The sequence below is a fragment of the Aeromonas sp. sif2416 genome (assembly GCF_019218665.1).
GTDB lineage: Bacteria > Pseudomonadota > Gammaproteobacteria > Enterobacterales > Aeromonadaceae > Aeromonas > Aeromonas encheleia.
On the sequence record NZ_JAHUXC010000006.1, the window covers coordinates 181,483 to 202,705 of the forward strand.

At 63.1% G+C, this 21,223-nt stretch carries 17 protein-coding genes; 6 read left to right on the forward strand and 11 right to left on the reverse strand.

Features of this window, described 5'->3' with window-relative positions:
* Positions 1–16: 16 nt before the first annotated feature.
* The 5 genes from KW821_RS13525 to KW821_RS13545 all read right to left on the reverse strand — a co-directional run bounded on the left by KW821_RS13525 (position 17) and on the right by KW821_RS13545 (position 5,438).
* Complete coding sequence (locus KW821_RS13525; RefSeq protein WP_218291804.1) at positions 17–907, reverse strand: DMT family transporter; 891 nt, start codon at positions 905–907, stop codon at positions 17–19.
* 212 nt (positions 908–1,119) lie between these two features.
* Complete coding sequence (locus KW821_RS13530; protein ID WP_218291805.1) at positions 1,120–2,181, reverse strand: PQQ-dependent sugar dehydrogenase; 1,062 nt, start codon at positions 2,179–2,181, stop codon at positions 1,120–1,122.
* Between the two features lie 147 nt (positions 2,182–2,328).
* A complete protein-coding gene (rhaD, locus tag KW821_RS13535) occupies positions 2,329–3,156 on the reverse strand; it encodes a rhamnulose-1-phosphate aldolase (RefSeq protein WP_033130217.1) in 828 nt (275 codons plus the stop codon).
* A 180-nt stretch (positions 3,157–3,336) separates the two neighbouring features.
* Positions 3,337–4,488: an iron-containing alcohol dehydrogenase gene (locus KW821_RS13540; RefSeq protein WP_218291806.1), complete on the reverse strand. Its 1,152-nt coding sequence runs from the start codon at positions 4,486–4,488 to the stop codon at positions 3,337–3,339.
* A 107-nt stretch (positions 4,489–4,595) separates the two neighbouring features.
* On the reverse strand, positions 4,596–5,438 hold the full coding sequence (locus KW821_RS13545; protein ID WP_052100909.1) for a helix-turn-helix domain-containing protein: 843 nt from the start codon (positions 5,436–5,438) through the stop codon (positions 4,596–4,598).
* Positions 5,439–5,716: 278 nt separating this feature from the next.
* On the opposite strand from KW821_RS13545, the gene rhaB reads away from it, so the two are divergent.
* The 5 genes from rhaB (at position 5,717) to KW821_RS13570 (ending at position 11,851) form a co-directional block, all read left to right on the forward strand.
* Positions 5,717–7,201 (forward strand): rhamnulokinase, encoded by a 1,485-nt coding sequence (gene rhaB, locus KW821_RS13550; RefSeq protein ID WP_218291807.1) that lies wholly within the window; start codon positions 5,717–5,719, stop codon positions 7,199–7,201.
* Positions 7,198–8,457, forward strand: coding sequence for an L-rhamnose isomerase (locus KW821_RS13555; RefSeq protein ID WP_218291808.1), 1,260 nt, complete (start codon positions 7,198–7,200; stop codon positions 8,455–8,457). Before rhaB ends, KW821_RS13555 begins: the two co-directional genes overlap by 4 nt.
* Before the next feature lie 126 nt (positions 8,458–8,583).
* Entirely contained in the window at positions 8,584–9,612 is a 1,029-nt protein-coding gene (gene rhaT / locus KW821_RS13560) for an L-rhamnose/proton symporter RhaT (RefSeq protein WP_218291809.1), read from the forward strand.
* Positions 9,613–9,623: 11 nt separating this feature from the next.
* Positions 9,624–9,938: an L-rhamnose mutarotase gene (gene rhaM, locus KW821_RS13565; RefSeq protein WP_033130190.1), complete on the forward strand. Its 315-nt coding sequence runs from the start codon at positions 9,624–9,626 to the stop codon at positions 9,936–9,938.
* A gap of 272 nt (positions 9,939–10,210) precedes the next feature.
* On the forward strand, positions 10,211–11,851 hold the full coding sequence (locus KW821_RS13570) for a SulP family inorganic anion transporter (protein WP_256353476.1): 1,641 nt from the start codon (positions 10,211–10,213) through the stop codon (positions 11,849–11,851).
* A gap of 25 nt (positions 11,852–11,876) precedes the next feature.
* Here KW821_RS13570 and ppk2 read toward each other — a convergent pair whose 3' ends face one another.
* From ppk2 to KW821_RS13585, 3 genes are all read right to left on the reverse strand, one after another.
* Positions 11,877–12,701 carry a polyphosphate kinase 2 gene (gene ppk2, locus KW821_RS13575; protein WP_218291810.1) on the reverse strand — a complete coding sequence of 275 codons (825 nt, stop codon included), beginning with the start codon at positions 12,699–12,701 and terminating at the stop codon, positions 11,877–11,879.
* A gap of 165 nt (positions 12,702–12,866) precedes the next feature.
* Entirely contained in the window at positions 12,867–13,367 is a 501-nt protein-coding gene (locus tag KW821_RS13580; RefSeq protein ID WP_218291811.1) for a hypothetical protein, read from the reverse strand.
* Positions 13,368–13,383: 16 nt separating this feature from the next.
* Complete coding sequence (locus tag KW821_RS13585) at positions 13,384–14,139, reverse strand: winged helix-turn-helix domain-containing protein (RefSeq protein ID WP_218291812.1); 756 nt, start codon at positions 14,137–14,139, stop codon at positions 13,384–13,386.
* 845 nt (positions 14,140–14,984) lie between these two features.
* Between KW821_RS13585 and KW821_RS13590 the strand changes: the two genes are divergently transcribed.
* Positions 14,985–16,268 carry a carbohydrate porin gene (locus KW821_RS13590; RefSeq protein ID WP_218291813.1) on the forward strand — a complete coding sequence of 428 codons (1,284 nt, stop codon included), beginning with the start codon at positions 14,985–14,987 and terminating at the stop codon, positions 16,266–16,268.
* A gap of 345 nt (positions 16,269–16,613) precedes the next feature.
* On the opposite strand, the gene tkt is transcribed toward KW821_RS13590, so the two are convergent.
* The 3 genes from tkt to araA form a co-directional block, all read right to left on the reverse strand.
* Complete coding sequence (gene tkt / locus KW821_RS13595; RefSeq protein ID WP_218291814.1) at positions 16,614–18,605, reverse strand: transketolase; 1,992 nt, start codon at positions 18,603–18,605, stop codon at positions 16,614–16,616.
* A gap of 103 nt (positions 18,606–18,708) precedes the next feature.
* Positions 18,709–19,659: a transaldolase gene (gene tal, locus KW821_RS13600; protein WP_218291815.1), complete on the reverse strand. Its 951-nt coding sequence runs from the start codon at positions 19,657–19,659 to the stop codon at positions 18,709–18,711.
* Positions 19,660–19,722: 63 nt separating this feature from the next.
* Positions 19,723–21,222, reverse strand: coding sequence for an L-arabinose isomerase (gene araA, locus KW821_RS13605; RefSeq protein WP_218291816.1), 1,500 nt, complete (start codon positions 21,220–21,222; stop codon positions 19,723–19,725).
* Position 21,223 lies beyond the last annotated feature (1 nt).

A 21,223-nucleotide genomic window follows, 5' to 3' on the forward strand; every position in this document is an offset into this window, starting at 1 on the left:
AGGAGTGATGGCGTTTTTATGACAGGGAAGCGGGGGCCTTGCCAGCCTTGGGGGAGCGGGCCAGCAGGCCGAGCAGGGCGCCGCCCATGATGAGGGCCCCCGCCAGCAGATGGCGCGGGGTGAGCTGCTCGCCGTTGAGCCAGACCAGCAGCAGGGTGCTCAAGAGCGGCGTCAGATAGGCCAGCGCGCCGATGCGGCGCGGATCCCCGTCCCGCAGCGCCAGGTACCAGGTGACGAAGGCCGCCCCCATGGGGCCGAGTGCCAGCCCCACGATGAGCAGCCAGTCTGCCTGCGGGATCTGGCCTAGCGGCAGCGGCCCCTCCAACCCCCAGGCGAGCAGCAGCGCCAGCAGCCCGGCGGGCAGGCAGGCGGCGGCCGTGACCACGGCGGGGGCGGGGGGCAGGCGGCGGGAGAGCACGGAGTAGGCGCCCCAGACGATGGCTGCGCCGAGTGCCAGCAGGTAGCCCGGCAGGTGAGTCTGCTGCAGCTGCAGCTTGCCATCGACCATCACCAGCACAGAGCCGGCGAGGCCGAGCGCCCCGGCCAGCAGGTGATGCGGATGCAGCGGATGACCCGGCAACAGCAGCGGTGTGAACAAAATGATGCACAGCGGCCACAGGTAGTTGATGAGGTTCGCCTCCAGCACGGGGGCGTGGCGAAAGCTCATGAACAGCAGCAGGTGGTAGAGCAGCAGGGCCGTGATGGTCACCAGCCAGGTGACGGGGCGGGCCCGCCACTGGCGCCAGAACGGCAGGGCACCCGCGCCGCAGAAGAACAGCACCAGCCCCACCAGCACCAGCGGCGAGACGCTGGTGATCCGGGAGGTGAGCGCCGCGAGCGAGGCCCACAGCAGTATGGTGACCAGGGCCAGTCCGGTGGACTTGTCCCACCAGGAAACAGCAGACATCCGACACTCCTTTGCAAGATGAATAAAAAAAGAGGGCCAGTCTAGCAGACTGGCCCTCCCTTGGCTGCGGCCTCTTAGGCGGGCCTGCCGATAACCCCTAGTGCTCGGTGCGATACCTATCGTCGGTCTATCCCTGGCCCCAAGTGATCAATCACAGCTTGTTCATCGTCTCTCCTTGGCAGGCAAGGTGCCGCTCGGCCCAGCTTCCATCGTCAGGGGATCAGCTTGAGCAGGCGGCCGTTGCCGGCATCGGTCAATAGATAAAGGGCACCGTCCGGCCCCTCCTTGACGGTGCGGATCCTTTCCCCGAGATCGGTCAGCAGCCGCTCCTCCGAGAGGATCTTGTCCCCCGCCAGGCGCAGGCGCAACAGGGCCTGGCCGCGCAGGGCGCCGACGAACAGATCCCCCTGCCATGCCTTGAACAGCTCGCCTCCATAGAAGGTCATGCCCGAGGGGGCGATGGAGGGGACCCAGACCCAGAGCGGTGACACCATGCCCGCCGCCGCCGTGCCCGAGCCTATCTTGCCGCCGCCATACTCCTCGCCGAAGGTCACTTTGGGCCAGCCGTAGTTGCGGCCGGGCAGGATGAGGTTGACCTCGTCCCCGCCCTGGGGGCCGTGCTCGTGGGCCCAGAACTGCTGGTTGCCGGGGCGCAGTGCCGCCCCCTGCATGTTGCGATGGCCCAGGCTCCAGATCTCGGGCAGGGCGCCCGGCTCCTTGACGAAAGGGTTGTCGACGGGAACCCGGCCATCCCGGTGCAGGCGCACCGTCTTACCGAGGTGGTTGTCCAGGCTTTGGGCCCGCTCCCGCTCGGTGAAGCGATCCCCCAGGGTGATGTAGAGGTAGCCGTCATCGGTCAGCAGCAGACGGGAGCCGAAGTGGGCGCCGCCGGCGACCTTGGGCACCTGACGAAACAGCAGTTGCCAGTCGACCAGGCTGTCTTTCTGCAGCCGGGCCCTGGCCACGGCGGTGCCGGCGCCCCCCTCGCCGGGCTCGCTGTAGCTCAGATAGAGCCAGCCCTCCTGGTCCAGGGCGAGATCGAGCAGGCCACCCTGGCCCGCGTTGGCGATGGGCGGCAGGCCGGCGATGACGTGGCGCTGGCCTTTGGCATCGATGCGCAGCAGGCGGCCGGGGCGCTCGCTGATCAGCAGCTCCCCCCCGGGCAGGAAGGCCAGCCCCCAGGGGTGGGCCAGCCCGTCCACCAGCGGCACCAGGGTCAGCGCCCGTACCGGGGTCACCAGGCAGATCAGCAGCAGTGCAAGCAGTCGCAACAAGGGACTTCTCCTCTCTCGAATGGACCGGGGTACCGGGCGGGCCAGCGGGGATGGTCGCTGAAGTATAGGGAGGGAGGTTGCAAAGAGTCGGAAGCAACAAGCCCCTGCGTGGGCAGGGGCTTGGGCGGTGACACAGTCGGCTGACGTTTAGAGGCCGAACGTCTCCTGCAGCTCCTGCATGTCCCGCGCGCTGACCCCTTCAGGTTCGAAGCCGCTGGCGAGGCACATCAGGTGCAGCTTGGCGCCCTTGTTCGCCACGTCGACGAAGTCGAATGCCATCAGCGCATCGATGCCGGTGGCCACGGCGCCGTGCTTCTCCCAGATCGCCACATCATGCTGGCGCAGGGCGGCGGTGGTGCCGTCCGCCATGGTCTGGCTGCCGGGCATGCAGTAGGGCACCACTGCGATGCCGCGGGGCACGAAGGCGCGCACTTCCGGCAGCATCTTCCAGCAGGCATGGGTGTAGGACGCGCTGTCGCGGGCGTAACGCGGATGGTGGGAGAGGGCGATCAGCTCCAGCGGGTGGGTGTGTACCACGCAGCGGTCGGCGGCGCCCCGGCGTTGCTTGTCCATGATGATCTCCACGTGGGAGATGAACTCGCTGGTCGGCCGGTAGTCGTGCAGGCCGCGGCCGCCCCACAGGATGTGATAGCCGCGGGCCTCGTCATCGATCCGCAAGACACAGCCCGCGAGATCCGGGTTGCGCAGCTCGCGGATCCGCTCGCCGGTGCCCTTGACGAAGAACAGGTGACCGGCGCTGTCGGCCGGGAAGGCCCCCTCACCGCCCACCATGGAGAGCGGGCAGTGGGGATAGCCGCTCAGATCGGTCGGCGCCGGCCCGAAGATGTCGGTGAGATCGACCGAGATGTTGCCGCCATTGCGCTCGGCCCACTCCCGTTGCCACAGGTAGGCGGACACCTCGACCACCTTCTCGATTTCAGCCAGCACGGCCGCATTGAATTCAATCTGCTGCATCATTCCCTCTACTCGCATTGTGAAGCTGGAGCCACTGTAGCGGGGGCCGGCGAGGCGGGCCTCAACGAGGCAGCCAAGGCCGGGGAGGAGTTGGCCGGATTTTCAAGAAGCGGGAAATGGGCTGTAAAAACGCCGCCCTGGGCAGGCGGCGTAGCGAGTGCGATTGGCTAGGGGCCTGGCTCAGAAGGCGGCCTGATAGAGCGCCAGCAGCTCGGCCTTGCTGGCCGGTCTCGGCGCGCAGCCGGAGCAGGGGTCGGCTTCGGCTGCATCGACCCAGCCCGGCAGATCCTCTGGCCGGATGCCGAGCTCACGCAGGCCGGAGGGGATGCCGACCCGGCTGGAGAGCGCCCTTATGGCCTCGATGGCGGCGTGGGCGGCGGCCTCCTCGCTCAGGGCGCCGGTGTCGACCCCCATGGCGGCCGCTATCTCGGCGAAGCGCGCCATCCTGACCTGCAGGTTGAACGCGCAGACCACCGGCAGCAGTATGGCATTGCAGACACCGTGGGGCAGGTTATGGGTGGCGCCCGGCTGGTGTGCCAACGAGTGCACATAGCCGAGCCCGGCGCTGTTGAACGCCATGCCGGCGAGGAACTGGCCGTGCGCCATCATCTCGCGGGCGGTGAGATCCTGGCCGTCTGCCACCGCCTGCGGCAGGTATTCGGCGATCAGCCGGATGGCGGCGAGGGCCGAGTGATCGGTCAGCACGTGGGCGCCGATGGAGACATAAGCCTCGATGGCATGGGTCAGCGCGTCCATGCCGGTGGCGGCGGTCACGGCGGCCGGCAGCCCTGTCATCAGGGTCGGATCGTTGACCGCCACCTCCGGGATCAGGGCCGGATCTATGATGACCATCTTCACCTTGCGCCCGGTGTCGGTGATCACCGCGTTGCTGGTCACCTCGGCGGCCGTGCCCGAGGTGGTGCTGACGCACGCCATGAAGGGGCCGCGGTGGATGACCTTGCCGATCCCCTCGAACGCATGGATCGGCTTGCCGGGGTTGGCCACCAGGGCGCGGATTGCCTTGGCGGTGTCCATGGCGCTGCCGCCGCCAAAGCCGATGAGGGCATCACAATCTCCCTCCTGCCAGCTCGCCAGCGCCGCCTCGACGACCCTGTCGGTCGGGTTGGCCAGGACGCCGTCGAAGATCACCGGGTTGAACCCCTGATCGCGCAAGGCGGCGAGCAGACCATCCAGCAGGCCGAACGTCAGCAGCGCCTGCTCGGTCACTATCAGTGGTCGGCGGGCGGGTTGCTGGCTCATCAGCACGACCAGATCCTGGATGGCGCCGCGGCCCGAGAGGCTGAGTTGGGGCAAACAGAGTGTGAAGCTCATGATCAATATCTCCTTGGGAATGAAATTAGGGAGATATTAAGCCTGTCAGGGCGGATAACCTTGAAGAGACAGCCAGCATAAATAATATATTGGCAGTGAGCTGAAGATTATTTATAGCGCTTTCGATATTGCAGTGGGGTCGCTTCAAATACATGGTGAAACTTGCTGGAAAAATAATTCCCATCATTGAATCCGCTTTCGAACGCGATCTCGGTCACGGATTTTTCGGTATGACTGAGCAACCAGGAGGCGCGGCATAATCTGAGCCGGCCAAGATAGTTATTGGGCGTCAAACCCGTGTGTTCCTGTATTTTCCGATTCAGGGTGCGCAGCGGAATGGTGAAGCGCTCGGATAATTCACTCCAGTCGATCTCTTCCCGATAATTTTCGTCGAGATAGCTGATGAGGGACGACAGCCGCGCCTGATCGGCCTCCCCCTGCTCGCCGGTCAGGGCGCGTTGTTGGGTGCGCCAGAGCAGCACCGCCAGCTGGCTGAACAGGGCCTCGATCATCACCGGAGAGCAGGCATCCCGCCGATCGCTCTCCTGCGCTATCTGGCCCAGCAGGGTCTCGCTATGGGCCTGCAGATGGGCGGGCAGGCGCAGCACCCCGCTCCCCGGGTGGCAGCTGGTCTGCAGCATCTGCTCCAGATCGCCGGCAAGGTGGAATCCTTCTGGCCGGAACAGCACATTGGTCAGGCAGAGATCCTTCATCTGATCGAACATGTGGGCATCGTCCTCCCGCAGGTAGAACACGCTGCCCCGGCTGATGTGTACCGCACTGCCGTCCGTGATGTGGATGGCGCAGCCAGACTTGATCAGCACCAATTCATGAAACGAATGGCAGTGCTCCGGGAAGGGTTCCTGAGGGGCACGCGGTAACACGCTGATGATCCGGTTCTGGTCAAAGAAGTCGGTCTGCTGCAGACGAAACATGATCAGGCTCTTCATGAAGGGATGCTCAGTGAATACGCGCATAGAGGGAGCAGGGTCAAATTGGCAGAGTGTTTTCCGTGAGGCCTTTCACAGTTATCCGGTTATTTATTTAACGGCCAGCTTCAATTGTTTCCTGCCATGGAAATTAAATTTGAACTGACTCACAGTTTTATATCGGCAACGGACTTTCTCGATTTTTATGCCAGTCGTTCCTTTTTTATGGCCTTGGGAGAAAGGTGGCGAATAATTCAGAAACATAAAGTGACGACATCGAGAATTATGGAGTCGATTCGATGTCAGTCAATATTGCAGCAGTGGATTTGGGTGCCTCCAGCGGGCGAGTAATATGGGCCCGCTATGATCCGGTCACACAAGATATCGCCATGCAGGAGATGCACCGCTTTGCCAACGGCATGGTGCAGATCGACGGGCAGGATTGCTGGGAGCCGGAGCGCCTCTTCTCCAACATTCTGCACGGGCTGGAAAAAATCGATGCCGCCGGTGTGCGACTCGACGCGGTCGGCATCGACGCCTGGGGCGTCGACTTCGTGCTGCTGGATGCGGCCGGCAAGATGCTCGGCGAGGCGGTGGCCTATCGCGACGATCGCACCGACGGCGTGCCGGAGCGGCTGTGGCAGCAGTTGCCACGGGAGGCCATCTACCGCCGCAGCGGCATCCAGTTTCTGAAGTTCAACAGCCTGTACCAGATCCGGGCGCTGCTTGACGAGCAGCCAGCCTGGCTGGCCCAGGCCGCCCGCCTGCTGCTGATCCCGGACTACCTGCACTACCGCCTGAGCGGCGAGCTGAGCTGCGAATTCACCAATGCCTCCACCAGTCAGCTGGTCAACGCCCGCAGCCGTGACTGGGATCCCGAGCTGCTGGCGCTGATCGGGGAGGGGGCCAACTGGCTGCAACCCATCACGGCCCCCGGCACCCGGCTGGGGCACTGGACCAGCCCCTCCGGCCATCAGGTCAGCGTCATCCTGCCGGCGACCCACGACACCGGCTCGGCCATAGTCGCCACCCCGCTGGCCGGGAGTGGGGCCGCCTACATCAGCTCCGGCACCTGGTCACTGGTCGGGGTCGAGCGCCAGGCCCCTATCACCGACGAGGCCGCAGAGGCGGCCAACCTGACCAACGAAGGGGGGGTGGAGGGCACCTGGCGTCTGCTCAAGAACGTCATGGGGCTCTGGCTGGTGCAGCGGCTGCAGGCACTGTGGCCCAGCCAGAGCTTCGCCACCCTGGTGGCACAGGCCGAGCAGGTCAGGCCCTTCGCCTACCTTATCCACCCCAACGATGAGCGCTTCCTCAATCCCCCCTGCATGCGTACGGCGATCCAGCAGTTCTGTCAGGTGACGGGGCAGGGCAAGCCGCAGACGGCGGGGGAGCTGGTGCGCTGCGTGCTGGACAGCCTGGCGCTCTGCTACGACCGGGTGCTTGGCGAGCTGGAGGCCGTCACCGGCGAGCCCATCACGACACTGCACATCGTCGGGGGGGGCTCCCAGAATCAACTGCTCAACCGCCTCTGCGCCGACATCTGCCAGCGCACCGTGCTGACCGGGCCGGTGGAGGCCTCGGCGCTCGGCAACATCGGCTGGCAGCTCAAGGGGCTGGGCCTCTTGCAGGATCTGGCGGACGTGCGCCGGCTGATCCGCCACAACACCCGCATCGAAACCCTGGAACCCCGTGAGATCCCGCAGCTGGATCGCCACCGGAAACACTTTGCCGCGCTCTGTGCGCACAGCCATTCAGATACCTTAATCGAGGAAGTTGTATGAACCCGAATATTGAAACCGCCTTCGCCCTGGCCAAACAGCAATATGCCGCGCTCGGCGTCGACGTCGACCAGGCGCTGGCGACCCTGGCCACCATTCCCGTCTCCATGCACTGCTGGCAGGGGGATGACGTTGGTGGCTTCGAGGCCGAGGCCGGCGATCTGACCGGCGGCATCCAGGCGACCGGCAACTACCCGGGCAAGGCCCGCAACGCCACCGAGCTGCGACGGGATCTCGACCTGGCGATGTCGCTGATCCCCGGGGCCAAACGCCTCAACCTGCACGCCATCTACCTGGAGTCCGAGGTCCCGGTGGCGCGCGACCAGATAGAGCCGAAGCACTTCGCCAACTGGGTGAACTGGGCCAAGGCGAAGGGGATTGGGCTCGATTTCAACCCCAGCTGCTTCTCTCACCCGCTGAGCGCCGATGGCATGACACTGGCGCACCCGGACCCCGAGATCCGCCGCTTCTGGATCGATCACTGCAAGGCCAGCCGCCGCGTCTCCGCCTCCTTCGGCCAGGCGCTGGGCACCCCCTCGGTGATGAACATCTGGATCCCGGACGGCATGAAGGATCTGCCCGCCGACCGGCTGGGACCCCGCCAACGCCTGATGGCCGCCCTGGACGAGGTGTTGGCCGAGCCGCTGGACGAGGCCCATCACATCGATGCGGTGGAGAGCAAGCTGTTCGGCATAGGTGCCGAGTCCTACACCGTCGGCTCGAACGAGTTCTACCTGGGCTATGCCAGCTCCCGTGACATCGCGCTCTGCCTGGATGCCGGCCACTTCCACCCCACCGAGGTCATCAGCGACAAGATCAGCGCGGCCTCCCTGTTCGTTCGCCACCTGCTGCTGCACGTCAGCCGCCCGGTGCGCTGGGACAGCGACCACGTGGTGCTGCTGGATGACGAGACCCAGGCCATCGCCAACGAGATAGTGCGCAACGATCTGCTGGCGCGGGTGCATGTCGGGCTCGACTTCTTCGATGCCTCCATCAACCGTATCGCGGCCTGGGTCATCGGCACCCGCAACATGAAGAAGGCGCTGCTGCGCGCCCTGATCGAACCCATAGCCCTGCTGCGTCAGGCCGAGCAGCAGGGGGATTACGCCACCCGTCTCGCCCTGATGGAAGAGACCCGCAGCCTGCCCTGGCAGGCGGTCTGGGACTATGCCTGTGCTCAGGAAGGGGTACCGGTCGGTACCGACTGGCTGGCGGTGGTCAAGGGTTATGAGACCGAGGTGCTGTCGGCGCGTCGCTGATGGGGCATCAGGCACCCGGCCTGTGCCGGGTGTCATAAAAACAACAAAAACAGCTCGGTAGCCCGCCGGAACGCTTTCCCCCGGCGGTCAGCCGCAACACAATCGTACCCATACAAGGAAGATCTTATGTCTGCTATCGCATCAGGAATCGGTTGGCACCTGGTTGGCGCCGCCTCCGCCGCCTCCTTCTATGCCCCCCTCAGCAAGGTCAAGAAATGGTCGTGGGAGACGACTTGGGCCCTGGCCGGCCTCTTCTCCTGGATCCTGCTGCCCTGGTTCGTCACCTCCCTGCTGATCGAGGACTTCGCCTCCTTCTACAGCGTGGTGGACAGCAAGGCGTTCTGGGGCATGTTCCTGTTCGGCGCCATGTGGGGCGTCGGCAACGTCAACTATGGCCTCACCATGCGCTACCTCGGCATGTCCCTCGGCATCGGCATCGCCATCGGGGTCACCCTGGTGGTCGGCACCCTGATGCCCCCCATTCTGCGCGGCGAGTTTGGCACTCTGATCAGCACCTCCAGCGGCCAGATCACCCTGTTGGGAGTGCTGGTCGCCCTGGTGGGCATCGGCATCGTCACCTGGGCCGGCCACCAGAAGGAGCAGAGCCTGGGCACGGCGACCAAGGAGTTCAACCTGAGGAAGGGGCTCGGCCTCGCGGTCATGTGCGGCATCTTCTCGTCGGGCTTCGCCTTCGGGCTGGAGGCGGCGGCCCCCATCAAGCAGGCCTCGCTGGCGCTGGGCATAGACCCGCTCTATGCCATGCTGCCGAGCTACGGCATCATCATGGGCGGCGGTGCCATAGTGAACATGGCCTTCTGCTTCATCCGCCTGGCCACCCGCCCCGAGCTGTCGCTGCGCAAGGATCTGGCCCAGCCACTGCCGAGCCTGCTGATCAACGGCCTGCTAGCCGCCACCGGTGGCATCATGTGGTACCTGCAGTTCTTCTTCTATGCCTGGGGTGAGGCCAGCATTCCCGAGCACCTCTCCTTCGTGAACTGGATGCTGCACATGAGCGGCTACGTGCTCTGCGGTGGGATCGTGGGGTTGCTGATGGCGGAATGGAAAGGGGTAGGGACGCGCCCGGTGCGCATTCTCTGCATCGGCATGCTGGTGATCGTCGGGGCCGCCAACCTGGTTGGCATGGGCATGGCGTGAGGAGCGACAAGATGATCCGCAAGGCATTTCTGATGTCGGTTCACCCCGGCTGCGAGACGGAATACCGCCGTCGTCACGATGAGATCTGGCCAGCCCTGGCCGAGACCCTGAAGGCACATGGGGCCAGCAACTACAGCATCTTTCTCGACTCCAAGAGCTGCCAGCTGTTTGCCTACGTCGAGATAGAGGACGAGGCACGCTGGGAGGCGGTGGCGGACACCGCCATCTGCCGGGAGTGGTGGGGCTACATGAAGAGCCTCATGCCCTCCCACCCGGATGACAGCCCGATCAGCCGGGAGCTGGTCTCGGTCTTCTGCCTGCCGTGACGCGACAGGAGCAGGGTTCATCCTGATTGGAACGGGACGCGCGAGCGTCCCGTGTTTCGTTGTGGCGGCTCAGGCGTCGGCTACTGCGGCGCGCCCGTCACCTATCTCGAGGCATTCAGCCCGGCGCAAGGCGGGGCGCGTACACTTCATGGTATGACGAGACATAGTCGGCACGCCCAGGCGAGCGGCTATGGCCGTCGGTTGGCAACGGCCTCTTTGAGCGCCGGTTGCAACATCAGGGCCCGATCAGGCCAGCGATCATGGAGGATAAGATGTCATCACCCGCGTCGGCGCCAAGGCGCTCCCTGTCCGATCTGCTGGCCGGCGTTACGGCATCGGCGGTCGTGCTGCCCAAGGCCATGGCCTATGCCACCGTGGCCGGTCTGCCGGTGGCGATCGGTCTCTACACCGCCTTCGTTCCCATGTTGCTCTACGCCCTGCTGGGCTCCTCCCGGGTGCTCAGCGTCAGCTCCACCAGCACGCTGGCGATCCTGACCGCGACCCAGCTCGGGGTGGTGGTGCCGGATGGCGATCCCGGCCAGCTGCTCATTGTGACGGCCACCCTGACCCTGCTGGTGGGGGCCATGCTGATGCTGGCGGCGGTGCTGCGGCTCGGCTTCGTGGCGAACTTCATCTCCCTGCCGGTGCTGGTGGGGTTCAAGAGCGGCATCGGGCTGGTCATTATCCTCGATCAGCTGCCCAAGTTGTTCGGGGTGCACATCCAGAAGGAGAACTTCTTCATGGATCTCTACCACCTGGGGCAGGCCTTGCCCGAGACCTCCTGGCTGACGCTGGGGGTCGCCTTCGTCACCCTGGTGGTGCTGGTGTTCATGGAGTGGCGTTTCCCGCACTCCCCGGCTCCCTTGCTGGGGGTGGGCATCGGCATAGCGCTGGTGTGGGGCTGGGGTCTGAACGAGGCTGGTGTCGCCATCGTCGGGGCCATTCCCACCGGCCTGCCCAGCCTGACGATGCCGGATCTGGAGCTGGTGCTGCAGCTGCTGCCGGGGGCGGCGGGGATAGCGCTGATGAGCTTCACCGAGACCATAGCCGCCGGCCGGGCCTTCGTGGGGGAGGGGGAACCCGAGATCAATCCGAACCGCGAGCTGGTGGCCACCGGTCTTGCCAACCTGGGCGGCGCCTTCTGCGGCAGCATGCCGGCGGGGGGCGGCACCTCCCAGACCGCGGTGGTCCGCTCCGTCGGGGGTCTGAGCCAGTGGGCCAGCGCCGTCACGGCCGCGATGGCGCTGGCCACCATGATCTTTCTCGCCCCCCTGCTGTCCTGGTTGCCGAACGCCACCCTGGCGGTGGTGGTCATCGTCTACTCGGTGGGCCTCATCCAGCCGGGAGAGTTTCGCAAGATAGGGCAGATCCGCATGATGGAGTTCCGCTGGGCCGCCACCGCCTGCCTGGGGGTGCTGCTGTTTGGCACCCTGCAGGGGATAGTGGTAGCGATCCTGGCCTCCCTGCTGGGGCTCGCCAGCCAGACGGCGCAGCCCCAGGTCTATGTGATTGGCCGCAAGCCGGGGGAGGATGTGCTGCGCCCGCTCGCCGAGCGCCACCCCGATGACGAGACGATCCCGGGCCTGCTGATCCTGCGGCCGGAGGGGCGCCTGTTCTTCATCAATGTGCAGTATGTGGCCGCCCAGATCCGCCAGCTGATCGAGACCCACCAGCCCGAGGTGGTGGTGCTGGATATGAGCCGGGTGCAGGATGTGGAGTACTCGGCGCTGATGATGCTGATGGAGGGGGAGCAGCATGCGCGTGCCAGGGGGGTCAACCTCTGGCTGGCCGGGCTCAATCCCGGGGTGCTGGAGAACGTGCGCCGCTGTGGTCTGGCCAGCCAGCTGGGGGCCGGCCGCATGCTGTTCAACGCCAGGGCGGCGATCCGTCAATATCAACAGGGCAAGGGGTGAGCCTTGGCTCACCCCTTGCGGCTGATCAGAAGGGTTCTGGGATGAAGCGGAACGGGTGGTCGGTGGGCTTGACCTTGCCGATCTTGCGCTTGGGCAGCTTGACCGGTTCGGCCGGCAGCTCCTCGTAGGGGATATGGGTCAACAGGTGGGAGATGATGTTGAGCCGCACCCGTTTCTTGTCCTCGGAGCGGGCCACGAACCAGGGGGCCCAGCTGGTGTCGGTGGCGACAAACATGGCATCCCGCGCCTCGGTGTAGTCATCCCATCGATCGAATGACTTGATGTCCATCGGCGAGAGTTTCCAGGTCTTGCGACCATCGTCGATGCGATCCCGCAACCGGCGCTCCTGCTCCTCCGGGCTCACCTCCAGCCAGTACTTCAGCAATATGATGCCCGAATCGACCATGGACCACTCCATCTGCGGCGTGCTGGCCAGGAACTTGTCGCTCGCCTCCGGGGTGCAGAAGCCCATGATCCGCTCCACCCCCGCCCGGTTGTACCAGCTGCGATCGAAGATGACGACCTCGCCGGCGGCGGGCAGATGGGGGACGTAGCGCTGGATATAGAGCTGGCTCTTCTCCCGCTCGGTGGGGGCGGGCAGGGCCACGACCCTGAACACCCGCGGACTGACCCGTTCGGTGATGGCCTTGATGGTGCCGCCCTTGCCGGCGCCGTCGCGCCCCTCGAATACGATGCACACCTTGAGCCCCTTGTGCACCACCCACTGCTGCAGCTTCACCAGCTCCACGTGCAGGCGCCGCAGCTCCTTCTCGTACTCCTTGGTGCCGAGCGCCTTGAGCTCCTCGGCCAGTGCCGGCTGTTCAGGTTTGGATTTTTTTTTGCTAGCCATGATTCCCTTCTCTTGATGCGAGCCAATGAAGAATGGTCGTCTCGTCATCGACGACTCACTCCAAGAGTGTACATGACTGAATCCGCCGTGACAGGCCTGGCCGTTGAGCGTCAATCTTGTCCCTTATGCCATAGCCCCGGGATGACTAGCCGAGGCTAGTGCGGGTCAGTGCGAGGGATCTCGGGTGGGAGGCGCCAGGATCGGTGTGGGGGGGAACCACCAGCGATAGAGATCGAACCAGCCGTCGCGCTGGGCAATCACCACATCGTGCACCGGATCCCGCTGGAACAGGGCAATCTTGTTCTCGGTGAGGGGCACCCAGGCGTAGTTGACCAGCGCGTATTCCGACTGCAACTGGTTGTATTCGTTGAGGTAGGAATCTTTTTTGCCGGAGGCGTGCAGCTGGGTACGGCTATCGATCAGGTAGATCAGCTGATTGAGAAAGGTGAGCTGGAAGCCGGTGACGCGCCACACCTCACCGCTGGCCAGCTCCTCCTGGATGACGGTCATCTTGCCCCAGCGACAGATGCCATGATAGTTGACGCCGTTGGCCGACATCTTCAGGTCGTAGTGGCAGCCGAAGCTGTTGATGACGAGCCCCCCCGCGCAGAGCAGGAGCAGCAGCAGGGGTGACAGCAGCAGGGCATTGCGCAGCGTGCGTCTCATGGTTCCACCCGGGGCATCAGAACTCCTTGTCCAGTTCATGGTATGAGAGTGTCAGCACCCGGTGACCCGAGATCAGGGTCAGGGTGCCGGGGGACATGGCCGTTGGGCTGGCCTTGGCTTCCATCTGGCAGAGGCTGTGGCTGGCGGCCTGCTCGCAGCGCACCCCCAGCCACTCGAAGCGCAACAGGCCAGCGGCCAGCAGGAGGCACAGCAGCAGGGCCAGATTGACATAGCACAGGGTCCTCGTTTGCAGCAGCCGATCGAGGCCGCTCAGCCAGAGCCGCTTGCCGCGTTGCCAGAGGGGGCGGACAGAGGGGGAGTGCCACGCCGGCTCCGCCGGTTGGGGCGGTACCTGGGACCCGGCTAGCTCTGGCTGCGGCACCTGGGCCGGCTCCTGCTTGCCGCCGATGTGGCTCAGCGGGCCGCCAAGGTGCAGCGCATAGCCCTTGCGCGCCGTGCTTCGGATCTCGGCGCAGCGGGGCGAGGGGAGCAGATGGCGCCTGATGTTGGCGATGGCGACGTTCAGGGAGTTGGGGCTGATGGGGCGTCCCTGCCAGCCGGCGGCGAGCAGGGTCTCCTTGTCACAGATCTCGTCGTGGTGATCCAGCAGGTACGCCAGGATCAGGGCCTCGGCGCAGGAGAGCCGGGCCGAACTCAGGGGCTGGGGAGAGGCCGGATCGGCGCACAGGCTGAGTTCCCGCCTGTTCACATCGAAGCGATAGTTGCCGAACTGGTAGGCAGAGATGCTGCCTGCCTCCGTCTCATCCTGCATATCAACGACTCCTGTCGGGTGGCCATCTCAGCTTTGCGGGCCATGGCGTGTGGTGAGCATGTCATTTGAACATGGTTTTGGAAATAGCCGCCCGGGTTGGCGGCGCTAGGCGCCGGTGCCAAACCATTCCCGCAGACGGCACGGCGTGCGCCATGCCGATCGGGGCGAGGCAGATTACCCGTAGGGTCCAGGGGCGTCGTTGACCGAAATCAGGGAATGAGCGAGCGGGCACCCGGATGGCCGTGGGGGAGTCACGCCCGCCACCGCCGGCAGATCTGGCCAGCGTTAGGGCCCGACTGGCCGCAGGGTGAATGTGCAAAACGACCAAGGGGGCGACTCTTCCTCCTCTATTCCGCCAGCGGCAGTTGGACGGACGATTATTGCCTCGGCCTGCCGCAGTTTGGCATCCCTGCCGGCACCGGGCGAGCCCTGGCCGCACCACGCTGACGAGATATCCGGGAGGGAGGTGAAAGGGAGGGTGCCTTTGTTTGGCCTGATATAGAGCCCCGGCGTGCTGCCAGCTATTATTGTGGAGCCATTGAGCTCCGCTTTATTTATTCCAATACTTAATGGGTGCTGAATTTAATAATAAGCTGAATGCAGCCTAGATATGAGAGTGAAAAAATAAAAACCAACTTGCAAAAATATAGTTAACGACAGTTGGTGTAAACGATTATATTAATGTGATCATTATCACCTGTTCATTCTTTATGGAGGGGTATTATTACTCCGCCACCCATGGTGGTTTCTTCCGACACATATTCATATGGCATGAAGGTCTATTCCTTTCTTATGCTAATTGAGCGTACCTGCTCAGCCAATATAATAACTATCGAGGATGTATCTTGAAAAACTCAATTCGATATATTGTGGCCGCATCTTTATCTATCGCGGCCACCAATGCTGTTGCTGCTGAAGATTTTGATTTTTGGGGCTATTTTCGTGCCGGGGTTGGCACTGGTGCGGATGGTTCCGCTTCAAACAGCATTGGTGGCTCTGATTTTCAGAAGAACAAGATGGGTCGTTTGGGGAACGAATTCGATAATTATGCCGAGATTGGTTTTGGCAAAGAGCTGATTAAGGAGGACGATCAATCTGTCTATATCCAGACCATGTTCAATATGTGGGATGGTGACTCCGACAGCGTCAGTAATGACTCCCCATTCGGTTGGGAAAACATGAACCTGCAGTTGCGGAATTTCATGGGGATGGGGGAGACCTCCTGGGCAGGTATTCGTCAATATAATAAAGGTTATTATATTGACATGAACGATTACTTTTACTGGAACCAGACCAACGTCGGGGCCGGTATCGAACGCATGAGTCTCGGCGCGGGCCAGTTCTCCGTGGCGGTACTGCATCGTGACTTTGAGAATGAGATAGGCACGGACACTCAGCACGCCAAACACCAGATCAATGCCAACAACCTGGAATTGACCTATGACTCTCTGCCCTTGTGGGAGGGTGGCACCCTGGCGCTCGGGTACAAGTTCCTGAATGCCGATCCCTCGACGGAGCAGGTGGATGAGCCGGGGGCCGGCGAGCATGATTACAGCGATGGTCATGCCTTCATGCTGGAATTGAACCAGACCGTGGCTGGCACCGGTTTTAACAAGACGGTGCTGCAATTCTACGTGGATGGTTCGGCGGCGCAGGGGGTGCTCATGGGGGCGGCCGATACACTCAATGGCAACATCAAGAGTGGTAGCGGTTATGCGATTCGCAACTATGGCAGCATTCCGCTCAGTGGCAATTGGGATCTGAGCCACGCCATCAACTATGCGGCGGCCGATAGCATCGAGACCTGGGACAACGATCAGATCGATGCCAGCATGTTTGGCGCCTCAGCCAAGCTGGCCTACCACTGGTCCGAGCGGACTCGTACCTATGCGGAGATGGGGTATTTCTCCGATGAGAAGACGGAAAATGGTTCCGATTATGACCGCAGTGGTTCCAAATACACACTCGCCCAGGCCTGGTCTCTGGGTCGTAACCAGCCGGAGCTGCGCCTCTACGCGAGCTACTTCGACAGCAACAACGACAACTGGAGCGACAATAGCCAGACTTTCGAAGGCAATGAAAGCGATGATACTTGGGTTGTCGGTGTGCAGGCCAATGCCTGGTGGTAACGGCCTGACCAAGCTCAACGGCTGAAATCCGTTCTCTGCTCTAGTGGAAGTGGATGAAAAAACATAGATAACAGAGGGTTGGCATCATCACTATGCCAACCCTCTGTGTTAGATGGCGAGCCATCTCGGCGTCGAGCCAGTGGCTTTTCCTTGTGGACCAAGGAGCGGCGGATATCATCTGACGGTTGCTGATGCCTGCGTATTCCTGATGAGGCACAGCGGTGAGGAGGATTCCTCTCAGTCAGCATAGGCAGCAAAAAACGCCCCCCATCTTGCGATGGAGGGCGTTTTATCATTCTGGCTATTGGGCCAAGGCGGCCCAATGTTCAGCGATTACAGGGGCTGTTACAGGGACTCTGCGGTCGCAACCACGTTTTCCACGGTAAAGCCGAATTCCTTGAACAGCAGCTCGGCCGGCGCGGACTCACCGAAGGTGCGCATGCCGATGATCTTGCCGCCGAAGCCCACGTACTTGTACCAGTAGTCGGCGATACCCGCCTCAATGGCGACACGCTTGGTGACGGCAGCCGGCAGGACGGACTCTTTGTACGCGGCAGACTGGGCGTCGAACACGTCGGTGGCCGGCAGGGAGACCACGCGCACGGCACGGCCCTTGGCGGTCAGCTGCTCATAGGCGGCCACGGCCAGCTCCACTTCGGAACCGGTGGCGATCAGGATCAGCTCCGGCGTGCCGGCGCAATCCTTCAGCACATAACCACCCTTGGCCACATCGGCCAGTTGCTGGGCGGTGCGGTCCATCTGGGGCAGGTTCTGACGAGAGAAGATCAGCGCAGTCGGGCCGTCATGACGCTCGATGGCGTGCTTCCAGGCGATGGCGGATTCCACCTGGTCACAGGGGCGCCAGGTGCTCATGTTCGGGGTCAGACGCAGGGAGGCGATCTGCTCCACCGGCTGGTGAGTCGGGCCATCTTCACCCAGACCGATGGAGTCGTGGGTGTAAACGAAGATGGCGCGCTGCTTCATCAGGGCGGCCATGCGCAGGGCGTTGCGGGCGTACTCCATGAACATCAGGAAGGTGGCGCCGTAGGGGATGAAACCCCCGTGCAGGGCGATGCCGTTCATGATGGCGGACATGGCGAACTCACGCACACCGTAGTGGATGTAGTTGCCGGAGGCATCTTCATTGGTCAGGGATTTGGAGCCGGACCACATGGTCAGGTTGGACGGCGCCAGATCCGCAGAGCCACCCATGAACTCGGGCAGCAGCTTGCCGAAGGCTTCCAGGGAATTCTGGGAGGCTTTACGGGTCGCTATCTTGGCCGGGTTGGCCTGCAGGGTCTCGATGATCTTGGCAGATTCTGCGGCCCAGTTGGCCGGCAGCTCACCGACGGTGCGGCGCTTGAATTCGGCGGCCAGGGTCGGGTGCGCGGCTTCATAGGCGGCAAACTTGGCAGCCCAGTCGGATTCGAGCTTGGTGCCCTTCTCCTGGGCATTCCACTCGGCGGCGATCTCGGACGGAATGACGAACGGCGCGTGATCCCATTTCAGGAAGGCACGGGCGGCGGCGATCTCGTCGTTGCCCAGCGGTGAGCCGTGGCAATCGTGGGAGCCGGACTTGTTCGGTGAGCCGTAACCGATGATGGTGCGGCAGCAGATCAGGGTCGGCTTGCCGGTCTCGGCCTTGGCGGCTTCGATGGCGGCGTTGATGGCTTCCGGGCTGTGACCGTCAACCGCAGGGATGACGTGCCAGCCGTAGGCTTCGAAACGCTTGGGGGTGTCGTCGGTGAACCAGCCTTCCACGTGACCGTCGATGGAGATGCCGTTGTCATCCCAGAAGGCGATCAGTTTGCCCAGCTGCAGAGTACCGGCCAGGGAGCAAGCCTCGTGGGAGATGCCTTCCATCAGGCAGCCGTCGCCCATGAAGGCATAGGTGTAATGGTCGACGATGTCGTGACCCGGCTGGTTGAACTGCTCGGCCATGGCCTTCTCGGCGATCGCCATGCCCACGGCATTGGTGATGCCCTGACCCAGTGGGCCAGTGGTGGTCTCGATGCCGGGGGCATAACCGTACTCCGGGTGACCCGGGGTGCGAGAGTGCAGCTGGCGGAAGTTTTTCAGGTCATCGATGGAGAGGTCGTAACCGGAGAGGTGCAGCAGGGAGTAGAGCAGCATGGAGCCGTGGCCGTTGGACAGCACGAAACGGTCGCGGTCGGCCCACTTGGGGTTGTTCGGGTTGTGCTTGAGGTGGCCACGCCACAGCACTTCGGCGATATCTGCCATTCCCATGGGGGCGCCCGGGTGACCGGAGTTGGCTTTTTGAACGGCATCCATACTCAATGCGCGAATGGCATTGGCAAGCTCTTTACGAGAAGGCATCTGTATCTCCTGCGATTGCTTCATTTGATGGCCAAGATTAAGGCGAATTACTGTCTAAAGCGGGCGCTCGAGGGCGCCCGACGGGGAGGGTGTACAAGCCCTATCAGAGGCGACCGGCCAGCATGGTTTCCAGCTTGCCCTGGTCGATGGCGAACATGCGGATGCCTTCGGCCAGCTTCTCGACGGCCATGGCGTCCTGGTTCAGTTCCCAGCGGAATTCGGCTTCGCTCAGCGGAGCCGGTTTTGCCTTGCGATCGCTGGTGTAGTTCAGCTTGCGCACCACGGCGCCTTCGCTCTTGCTCAGCTCTTCCAGCAGGGCAGGGCCTATGGTCAGGCGGTCACAGCCGGCCAGTTCCAGGATCTCGCCGGTGTTGCGGAAGCTGGCACCCATGACCACGGTCTGGTAGTCGTGCTGCTTGTAGTAGTCGTAGATGGCGGTGACGGAGACCACGCCTGGATCTTCGCTCGCGCTGTAGTCACGGTTGTGCTTGGCCTTGTACCAGTCGAGGATGCGGCCCACGAACGGGGAGATCAGGAAGGCACCGGCCTCGGCACAGGCACGGGCCTGGGCGAAGGAGAACAGCAGGGTCAGGTTGCACTGGATGCCTTCTTTCTCCAGGACTTCTGCGGCACGGATGCCTTCCCAGGTGGAGGCCAGCTTGATGAGGATGCGATCGTTGGTGATGCCGGCTTCGTTGTAGAGACGGATCAGCTTGCGCGCCTTGGCGATGCTGGCGTCGGTATCGAAGGAGAGACGGGCATCCACTTCGGTGGAGATGCGGCCCGGGACGATTTTCAGTACTTCCAGACCGATGTTGACCGCCAGCTTGTCGCCCGCGTCGATGATTTGCTGTGCCTTGTCCTGGCTCTGGGCCTTGGCCCAGTGGATGGCGTCTTCGATCAGTGCCGCGTATTCGGGGATCTCGGATGCCTTCAACACCAGGGAGGGGTTGGTGGTGGCATCGATGGGCTGGTAGCGCTTGATGGCTTCGATGTCGCCGGTATCGGCAACGATAGGGGTGACGGCGTTAAGTTGCGTTAGCAGACTGGTCATAACATTGTCCTTGGCAAAAATAAGAGCAATAAAAAGCCCCCGTGAGAGGGGGCTGGCAACGGTTTATTTGCAGAGCTTGTAGTAGACCTCGTTCCAGCGGATCTCCTGCTGGAAGGCCGGGATCCGGGTGGCTTCGTCGATCACCAGGAACTCGATGCCCATGATGTCGGCGAAGGTGCGCAGTTGCTCGATATCCACCGCCTGGCTAAACACCGAGTGGTGGGCGGCGCCGGCCAGGATCCAGGCTTCGGCGCTGGTCTGCAGATCCGGCATCGGGTTCCACAAGGCGCTTGCCACCGGCAGCTTCGGCATGGTCTCTGGCAAGTCCACCACCTCCAGCTGGTTGACCACCAGGCGGAAGCGGTTGCCCATGTCGATGAGGCTGGCATTGACCGCCTTGCCCGCCGGGGCGGAGAACAGCAGGCGGGCCGGATCGGCCTTCTTGCCGATGCCCAGATGCTGGGCATCCAGCACGGGTTTGCCAGCGGCGATGGAGGGGCAGACCTCCAGCATGTGGGCACCCAGTACCAGATTGTTGCCTTCTGCCAGATGGTAGGTGTAGTCCTCCATGAAGGAGGTGCCACCCGGCAGACCATGGCCCATCACCTTGAGGGTGCGCAGCAGGGCCGCGGTCTTCCAATCCCCCTCCCCACCAAAGCCGAAGCCTTGCTGCATCAGGCGTTGGCAGGCCAGCCCCGGCAGCTGGTGCAGGCCGTAGAGATCTTCGAAGGTGGTGGTGAAGGCACCAAAGCCGCCGTCGGTGAGGAATTTCTTCATCCCCAACTCCTGACGGGCCGCCTCATAGAGGGACTCCCGCTGTGGGCCGTTCGCCTGCACCGCCTCGGTCAGGGTATAGGTGGCCTCGTACTCCTCCAGCAGCGCCTCGATATCGGCGACCGGCACGGCGTCGATGACCTTGACCAGATCGCCGACCGGGTGATAGTTCACCTGATAGCCAAACTGGATCTGGGCCTCAATCTTGTCACCCTCGGTCACGGCCACGTTGCGCATGTTGTCGCCAAAGCGGGCGACTTTCATGTGGCGGCTGTCGTGGATGGCGGCGGCGATGCGCATCCAGTTGCCGATCTTGGTGTGAGCCTCCTTATCTTGCCAGTGACCGACCACCACAGTACGGGGCAGACGCAGACGGGCCCCCATGAAGCCGAACTCGCGGCCGCCGTGGGCGGTCTGGTTCAGGTTCATGAAGTCCATGTCGATCTCGCTCCATGGCAGATCGCGGTTGAACTGGGTGTGGAACTGCAGCAGCGGTTTCTGCAGCTGGCTCAGGGCCGGGATCCACATCTTGGCCGGGGAGAAGGTGTGCATCCACACCATCAGGCCGACGCACTGCTCGTTGTGGTTGGCGTCGCGGGCGACGCTGCTGATCTCATCGAGGGTGGTGCCGGTGGGCTTGATCACTATCTTGATCGGCAGGCCGGCGTGCTCATTGAGCTGGCTGCTGATGGTGTGGGCGTGATCGGCCACCTGCTTGAGGGTGGTGGCGCCATAGAGATGCTGGCTGCCGACCAGGAACCACACTTCCAGCTGTTTCATGAATTCCATC